The organism is Paracandidimonas lactea (assembly GCF_021653995.1).
GTDB lineage: Bacteria > Pseudomonadota > Gammaproteobacteria > Burkholderiales > Burkholderiaceae_B > Allopusillimonas > Allopusillimonas lactea.
In genome coordinates this window covers 632721-640952 of sequence record NZ_JAJJOZ010000002.1, presented here as the reverse complement: position 1 = coordinate 640952, position 8232 = coordinate 632721, and the positions used below count along the sequence as shown (strand labels likewise).

Annotated in this window: 6 protein-coding genes; all 6 read right to left on the bottom strand. The window is 53.4% G+C overall.

Going from position 1 to position 8232, the window contains the following annotated elements:
- Positions 1-57 precede the first annotated feature (57 nt).
- Positions 58-393: a transposase gene (locus LOL23_RS06830; protein ID WP_237173317.1), complete on the bottom strand. Its 336-nt coding sequence runs from the start codon at positions 391-393 to the stop codon at positions 58-60.
- A 432-nt stretch (positions 394-825) separates the two neighbouring features.
- A complete protein-coding gene (locus LOL23_RS06825) occupies positions 826-2646 on the bottom strand; it encodes a retron Ec67 family RNA-directed DNA polymerase/endonuclease (protein ID WP_237173316.1) in 1821 nt (606 codons plus the stop codon).
- Between the two features lie 351 nt (positions 2647-2997).
- The gene (locus tag LOL23_RS06820) at positions 2998-3507 is read right to left on the bottom strand and encodes a hypothetical protein (RefSeq protein WP_237173315.1); all 510 of its coding nucleotides are present in this window, start codon (positions 3505-3507) and stop codon (positions 2998-3000) included.
- A gap of 4 nt (positions 3508-3511) precedes the next feature.
- The gene (locus LOL23_RS06815) at positions 3512-4243 is read right to left on the bottom strand and encodes a DUF5343 domain-containing protein (RefSeq protein WP_237173314.1); all 732 of its coding nucleotides are present in this window, start codon (positions 4241-4243) and stop codon (positions 3512-3514) included.
- Between the two features lie 914 nt (positions 4244-5157).
- On the bottom strand, positions 5158-5379 hold the full coding sequence (locus tag LOL23_RS06810; protein WP_255457196.1) for a GNAT family N-acetyltransferase: 222 nt from the start codon (positions 5377-5379) through the stop codon (positions 5158-5160).
- A gap of 363 nt (positions 5380-5742) precedes the next feature.
- Complete coding sequence (locus tag LOL23_RS06805) at positions 5743-8214, bottom strand: YbcC family protein (protein WP_237173313.1); 2472 nt, start codon at positions 8212-8214, stop codon at positions 5743-5745.
- Positions 8215-8232: the final 18 nt, after the last annotated feature.

Here is an 8232-nt window from a genome sequence, read left to right as displayed (position 1 = left end):
AGGGGAAAACTTGTTGTTCTTGCTCATGACTCCATTCTCTCAAGAATTGAAGCCTCCTCAAAACCCGGTTCGATTCACAATGTGCCCTGAGCTGACGCCGCGATCTTGGCCGTCAATTATCTTGGCCGGTTGAGGCCGCGCTTGCGCCGACACGGCTTCAATCTGCACTGGCAGCAAGACCGGACCTTCGGTGATGGGCCCAAAGTCGCCGCGCCGAAATTGCCAGCGCCAGTTATGCAGTTGGTTGGCATTGAGCCCATGGGCCATGGCAACACCGGCAATGGATGCACCGCTGGCCATCGATTCCTGCACGACTTGCCGCTTGAAATCGACTGTGTACCGACGCCGATAGCCACTCGGCACAGGTGCGAAAGAAGCAGAGAATTCGCTCATTAAAATAAATGTCCATTTACCAAAATTAATGGACACTTATTTTGATGAGACGCCAACGAGAGCGCTAGACGGTACTGGGCGTACGCTTACAACCTGATGGATCGCGTGAACTCTGCTGCTTTAAATCGGGCAATGGAAGATCGAGATAAGAAGTAGGGCCCCACGTCGGCGCAGAGCAATACATCTGGTTCGGGCATTGTGCAAAACGTAGAAAGTGGCGCCGCAAACGACGCAGGACCTTTTCCCATGAAGGTGCTGCCGCTAATTAAACACAACACTTCTGAAGTGCCGTTTTGCCCAAGAGCCCGCACTCTGGCCATAGGTTTTAACGGCGAAATCTTCACGACACAATAGGCAAGATAATTAACCCCATGCGTCTCATAGATTTTTTAGCCGCGTCCACTTCACATGCCCGCGCGCAGCAACAGCTCTTTAAACATTTTCTTTACGATATTTGGCGTAGTCTGCTAACGCGTCACAAATATTCTGTAGAAGCGGATAAAAGCCACCCCAATCCATCCTTTCAGCTTGTTTTGCAACAAATTCGTAAGCGAAATCCGCCTTACCGACAGCAGCCCTAGCGTCGATCTTCTTGGAGAAATCAAAAGATCTCGAATTTAGCCCTTTTGAAATATCAACTTCAGAAAACAAGTCTTCAATGCTTGTATCTTTGCTTCCTTTAAATGGAACTGGAACTATATAAAGATTGGCGAAAAGATGCACAAATCGCTCGTGGCCAGAAACAGTTATGTGCAATATGTTTTTTATAACTTTATAAACAGCCCGCCCGCCGTCATCGTTATCTACAATAAACACAACGGGAGACGCACCTACAGGAGTCTTAAACTTTTCAAGCTCCTTGTGATAGGTACGGATTAAGTTACCCAAATTTCCACCGCCTCCGCTCCCAACGCCTAGAATGGATGCGGTCGAGAAATTGGGTAAATAAACGTGGTCTTTCTTCTTGTGCTTACGAGCATATTTGAACAATTGAAATGACAACACATCATTGCCATCATCGTTTTTTTTAAGGAGTTTAGGGAAGTGCGCTTTGCTCTGATGGACGGCATTGCTAATGTAAACCCCATCTGTTTTTCCCTCACATACAATCAAAGGCGTGTCATTGTCATAAAAACGGGTATATAACAAAAAACGACGGTAGATTGCCTGATTGCCGACTGACTCCTTGGTACTTTGCTGATGACCGAGATAATTGTATGGATGTAGCTTTACTTCCGCTCGATATACGTTATCAACGGAATGGATGAATCCAAGCATCCCATGCAGTTGTGCACGAGTACCTGTTGCCGTTGTAATTGTGACCTGGCCACTCGCATCTTTTGTCGTTGTTTTTAGGGTAAATTTTCCATGATTGATCAAAGAAAACACGTAAGCGCGAACCAGCTTTCTGTACTCAGTAGTAACGTTGATCTTTTTATTTACCACCAAACCTGTCACCTGTTGACGAGAGGTGTAATACTGCATCCGCGTTTTTTTCTCGTTTATGACAAAGCCGGATTTAGCAATCAGTCCCCGAAGCTGTTTTCCCACCTTCCAGATATGGGTGTGCTCAACATCACAAAAAGCAATCTCCTTTGGAAAATCCTTCTTATTCGTTGAGAACGTGATGTCATCGGCATACCTTGTATAGCGACATCCACAAGCTTTAGCAAGCCGGGCCAAATGGAAATCAAGAATTCCAGCAATAAGGTTGGATATTACTGGAGAGCAAGGACTGCCCTGTGGCAACTTACCGTCCAAGCAGGCAATGTGCGCGATGGTGGTGGCCACATCCTTATGGAATTTGAAATTTTTATCATTGATCAGGAAGCCCCTAATTCTCCTCCCCGTGATTGTAGGAAAAAAATCCTCTAGATCGAGATTAAAGACAAACCTTTTATTACGATGCACAGAAGCATTCGTAAGAATGCTTTTTTCGGGGCGAAAACCATGGGATGCCGAGTTAGACCGCCCAGTGAGAAGTTCAATATCGTTAATGCACCGCTCGAGACTGTCTGCGAGCCTTTCTTGGAGCGACTTTATCTGGGAAATGGGAGAGCTAATCTGCCGCTCCCCACCACCTCTTTTCGGGACTGAAAATACGGAATACTTGTCCTCATCTTTGAGAACATACAGTAAATATGTCAGATCCTTTGGTTCAATATTGAGGAGACTGGCAAGAGCGGCACGGGACGTTGCAGTCTGAAAAAGCTCTAACGTTGTTTTGGGCGGAGTGATTTTGAAAGCGGCCACGTAGACACTCAAATGCAAATATTGCCAACACTCAAGTCGCGTAAGGCATTATGGACTGAGGAGCATAGGTCCTCACGTTATTGTCAAGTGCCACGATTACATGGCAGAAACTCTGTCTACGGGCCATTTTCAATAGTACCAAACATATCAAAAAGTAACCACAAAGTTTGCCCAGTAGGTGAACTTTATGCAGGGAACACAACGAAATGGCCAGTTCTAGATTACAACTTGTCGGAAACCATCACCAGCGATACGCCTTGTTACGCCTGAGTGTCTGCCGGAATCCGCTGATCGGCTCATCAATTTTCCGAGATGCTTTCATGTTTGTTTCAGCCGCAAGCCAGAAGTCCTCTACTTCAGCTGAGCCAACGTCATCAGCTCTTGGACCACCACTCGCAAGTCACTCATAAGTCTGTCGATGTCCTGGCGCTGGGCGATAAAGCGTCGACTGTGTGCCGACATATCACCCACGTCCTTAAGCCGTGGAAGAGCTGCCTTGGCATTCCTACTCAAATTCCACCCTCGCTCTGTAACAAGCACGCCAATAAGGTCGCGTAAGTAGAAGAAATCGCCAGCCGGGTTTTGAATCTTGGATGCCATCCCATACTTCTCGAACACTTCAATAATGAGCGTCTCAACCAACCTACGGATCATGACAGCGGATGCGTCGTACCAACCGTTTGAATAGGAGCCATTTATTTGATGAACAAGTCGCTCCAGGTAGCCTCGAGAATTGCGAACCAACGAGAAGTAAATGACTGGCTCATCTTCACTCGGCGCACCTTCCGCCGGTGGTGGGTTTTGGACACGGATGCTGTCTCGGAGCTGTCGGACACCGAGCAGAGCTGTCTCAATATCCATTCGGTTAACCCTTTAGCGGTAGGTGCTTCGCCATACTCTCAAATATCTTGTCGATCTGCTCAGGGCTACTGTCCGGTGAAATATGGATTTGAATGTCTACGTGAAGTTTCGGACTGAAACCTTGCTTCGCCCCTCCATCGTCAGCGGAACCTGAGTGGTTCGCAGGGGGGCTGAATGTTTCGACAGTTCCAATGGGCGGAGTTGTTTTCGTCACCTTTGAGACTAAGGCCCCCTTCGCCCCCGCCTTCGGCGGCTTCCCTGCCACACTGGACACTTTTGATTTCGAGCCATTTTTTTGTTCCTTCGCCTTGGTAAGGTCCGCCTCGAGCAACGTTAGGTAGGTAGATGCGTACGCTCTAGCCGCAGCTTGCCCAACCTTAGCGTCCCTTGCGAACCAACTCTCGATATCCTTCGCTGGGGCGCTCGCTTCATGGTATAGATCCCTCAGTTCTTGTGGATAGGTAGCCTCTAGTATCTGCTTGCAGACTGCGGCGTACTTACTATCGTCACGCCAGTCATATGCGAGGTCACTGGGCTTGCCTGTATCGTCAATCAGGCCGAACACGCGGAGCGGGGGGATGATATTCGCACTAGCGGAGGCTTCGCTCATACTCAACGCGCTAGCAACGTAGCTGGGCGAGACGCGCTCCGGGGTCCGCTGCTTGAATTTGTCACGAAGCAAGAACCAGTTGTTCCGTGGAATCTTTGGATAACCCTTCTTTTTCTCATCAACCATTGTTCCCTCACCTTTGCATTATTCGTCACAAGGAGCAGTATGTATCTAATTATTGCCGATATTCCAACCCGCGCCAAGCACCTGAGGGAGGAATGCCCTTAATGCAGATTGTTGAAACGGACACTGCGGAAAAAACTCATTTATGTCCAGCAAATACCCCAAACGCAATTTGTCAGAGCATTGCTCATCACATTGGCCACACAAAAAGAGTGCTTGTGCTTTTTTTACAACCATTCATCAGCAGCAACCGCAGCGACACTTGGCGCTACCCGAGGGGAGTCAGTAGGGCACCTAGCCACCACGCCCTCTACACTTGAGAACCAGGATAGACAGGACAGGTTTGGCCAACTACCATCAAGCGCCTACAGGCCTTGACACTGTCATGAGCGCGAGCGCAGGCCAAAAACTCCTTGTAATCTAAGGCAGTTTTTTTACTGAACGATTGGCAGGCTTATTGTTTAAAAGTGGGCTATCGGCAAAGATATGCTTTATTCACGAAGCACGCGGAATTGGCGCGCCCCAGTAGGTAGGAGAATTAGCGGCAGCTTTATGCTTTAATCTCCAGCAGCCTTATGCTTAACGGCACACGACGCCCAGAAACCCGCACCAGCACTTGCTCTGCGGGTTTTTGTTTGGCCAGCGTTGCCCAACGACGCCCAGTGAAAGCAAGCGCATTTGGGCTCTTCCTCATTATCGGGGGACGAGCAGGCTCGGCTCTCCCCCATTTTCGACGGATAATCCGTACAAGAAAACGCCCGCACCTCCAGTGGGTCAGTTTTCAACCGGCGTTGACAGCTTCCCATCGGGCGTTTCCAGAGCAGGGGCTGAATCCACGAGTGCGGAGACCTCCTTGAGAACGTCCCGGTATTCTGCCTCCGTGTGAATCTTGTGGATGGTCATGCTAACGTCCTCTCTCAAGCCTTGACGGTGTTCAAGCGCAGCATCAGCGTCATCGGATGCTGCGGTGACTCCTGGAAACCGTAGTGCTCGTAGAACTGCTTGGCGCGGTCGTGGAGGGCATGAACGAACAGCGCCCGGACACCCGCGTTCTGCGAAACGCTCACCGCGCGACCGACTGCATCCTGCAGTAGGGATGCCCCAAGCTTGACGCCTTGCGCTCGGTGGTCGACAGCCAGCCGGTGTTTTCATGATGCAAAACGGCCAAATGATTCAAAATAGGGACTGCGTTCTTGCGCATGGACTTTCATTCAGAAATCGGACGCGGGTTCGGTTCCGTGTTCCGCCACCACCATTCAAACCCCAACCACCTCGGTTGGGGTTTTTTCTTATGTGCTCCCGCGAGACCCCGCGAACACGGGCTCTTCCCCATTATCAATGGAATGGACGCCCCTATCCCCCAAGGCATTAGCCACATCCGGCAATGTGTGCTCGCTCTGGTTGAGGGTGCGGCCGACGATCTGCCACAGTGAATAGAGCCCTTCCCGATCGGTGGAGGGAATCTTGCTTGACCCCACCGTCAGCCCAGACACCGCTCCGCCTCAGAAGCCCAGCGGCAGCCATTGGCCGCGTTCGTATCGGAACAGCGCATTTCCTTCGTAGCGCCACAACAGCATCCAGCCATTATCGAATAGCCTTCCCAGGACGGGGTTGTGAGCGATGACGTGTTCTATCGAGGCTGCGGGCGCATCGATCACGACGGTCAGGCGGACGGGCTGGTGATACCAGCCGTCGCCATTGTGCACGGATTGCTTGGGCAGGCCGATGCGAAGGTCTCCACCATTGCCCTCGAAGACGCCGACATGGCCGTCCACCACGTTGTGCAGCACTTTGTTGCCCGCGCCGTAATGCAGGGGATCGCATGTCGAGGCGTGATACTGCCAGGAAAGCCAATTGGTGACCAGCATCGGCCCCATCATCAGCTTCTCAAGCACACTGCCGTCCGCATCGAACAGCGCATCATAGTCATGGAGGAAAGCGCGGTTGAGCACCCTGCCACGGCTACGGTCGCGCGGGCCGATGATGAATGCCGCGTTGCGGGTCAGCCCCCATTCCGGCCTGGTCTGGGAGCCGTCATTGGCTCTGCGCCGGAAGGACTTCAGCAATGCGCCGGGAGCAAGGTTCGCATCCATCCACAGCGCCGGCGCGCGCTCGCGGCGTATACGGTCGCCCGCCTGCTCAAAGACGTCCTCCATCTTCTCCCAACGTGCGCGCGCTTGCGGCGGCAAGAGATCAAGGTCAAAACCCGTCACTTCATCAGTGGTCGTATTGTGCAATGCGCCCACGAAGACTGTCTCCGGGGGAATGTCGATTGCGCGCAGACGCAAGCCTTCACGTACCTGCGGGTCATTCAACAAGAGAGCCAGCGCGCGCGCATTGACCTCGCCCGGGCGTCCGTAACAGGCCCCGCAGTCTAGCGTCGATGCATGTGCGTTGTTGGTGCTGTGTCCGGCGTGGCCGCACAAGATGACCAACGGCGCCAGGCGATCATCAAGCCCCATTGTGTGCAAGGCATCGGCGGCCAGCTCCACGCGTTTTTCGAGATCAAGCCCCACAAGCATCGGCCGACACTGCTCCTCGGCAGAAAGGTGCAAACCAATGTGATCCATATTAGTGCGCGATTTCGCCGGAGGCCTGATCCAACGAGCGATCTTCGGAAGATAGCCGACGCCAAACGCTTCAACAAAAGAGAAGCTTGCATTCGACCAGCGCACAGTGCTCAACCACTGATCAAGCCCCGCCAACCGCCGCCGACGAATCGACCGTACGTGCTCCGACCTCGCCTCGCCGTTGGGAACGGCCTCCCCCACCGCCGTCACCACATCCTGCGCCGCAACACTGGGATAGGCCAAGCCTGGCAACTGCGGTCGGTGTATGTCGGTACCCAATGGGTTGTAATGAATAGGAAGGCCGAAGAAGCCCGCAAACGCGCGTGTCTGGACACCGGGCCATAGCGCTTCCAGTGAACGGCGCATCAGCTCGCTGCGCGTATCAATGCAAAAAACGGCTTGAACCTCTGGCTCTTGCATTGCACTCGAAGATGCGGGCACGCACAGGGTCTGTGCAAACCCTCGCTGGAAGCTCGCCTCAAGCGCCTGTTGCCAAAGCTCATCGACTAGCAGCGCGACATCCGCTTGTGCGACACACCGGTCAAAATCCAGCCAATTCGCACCAAGCTCCGCGATTGCGCTACGCGCCTTTGCGGTCGGCGCGGACCGGGCAAGCAAGGCCTCCCACGCGACCCGGCAAGCCAGCAGCTCGCGCAAGCGGGGATCGTCCTGACCGGAGGGCGCTTTCTGCCAGCCGACATAGGCGCACCACGAGGCCCAGCCATTGATCGACAACAGTAGCGCCTCGAAGTAGTCTTCCCATACGGACTCCTTCAGTTCAAGCTCGGTCAGAGCCCAGCGTATGGCATCTTCAGCCTGTAACGGCAGCGTGCGCAGTTGCTTCATGAATCCGGGCAGGCCCAGCCTGGAACTGAGGCCGTGATCGCCCACCATGCTTTCGCGCCAGAAACCATACAGGCTGGCGCTACCCGAAGCGCGCCAGTGAGCCTCATGACGGTCGAAGTAGGTCGCGCAGGCCTGGCTCATCTGGAACACCAGAGCCGCCCGCCAGGGCCAGCGCTTGTTTTTCTGCTTTGGATCGTCCAGCAGATCCACCAGCAATGGCGCGCGACGCACGCTAGTCGGCCTCGTCAACGCTTCAATGCATTGCTCGGCTGTCAAGGCATCGGACGCATGCCCGGCGTAACGCTCCAGCACCGTATCGAGGTCTGCGCGCGTGATACGGTCCGCCTCCCACTCTTGCTTGATGTAATCCCGCGAAGGGAACACATGGAAGTCACCCAGCACGGCCAAGCGCGCCGCGACGTGGCGGATCGGCATGTCAATGCGGCGCCAATGCGGATTCACTGCCACCGCTTGGCTGAGTGGCCAAGCGGGCATGATGCGCGAACATGCACGCGCCGCCGCCAGGCGCATTGCCTTATCGGATTCAGTGGCCCTCATTGCAGGAACGTTCTGGGA

Bases quoted from the DNA above. Each gene is read 5' to 3' on its own strand.
- LOL23_RS06830 (WP_237173317.1), bottom strand. From the start codon at position 393: ATGAGCGAATTCTCTGCTTCTTTCGCACCTGTGCCGAGTGGCTATCGG.
- LOL23_RS06820 (WP_237173315.1), bottom strand. From the start codon at position 3,507: ATGGATATTGAGACAGCTCTGCTCGGTGTCCGACAGCTCCGAGACAGC.
- LOL23_RS06815 (WP_237173314.1), bottom strand. From the start codon at position 4,243: ATGGTTGATGAGAAAAAGAAGGGTTATCCAAAGATTCCACGGAACAAC.
- LOL23_RS06805 (WP_237173313.1), bottom strand. From the start codon at position 8,214: ATGAGGGCCACTGAATCCGATAAGGCAATGCGCCTGGCGGCGGCGCGT.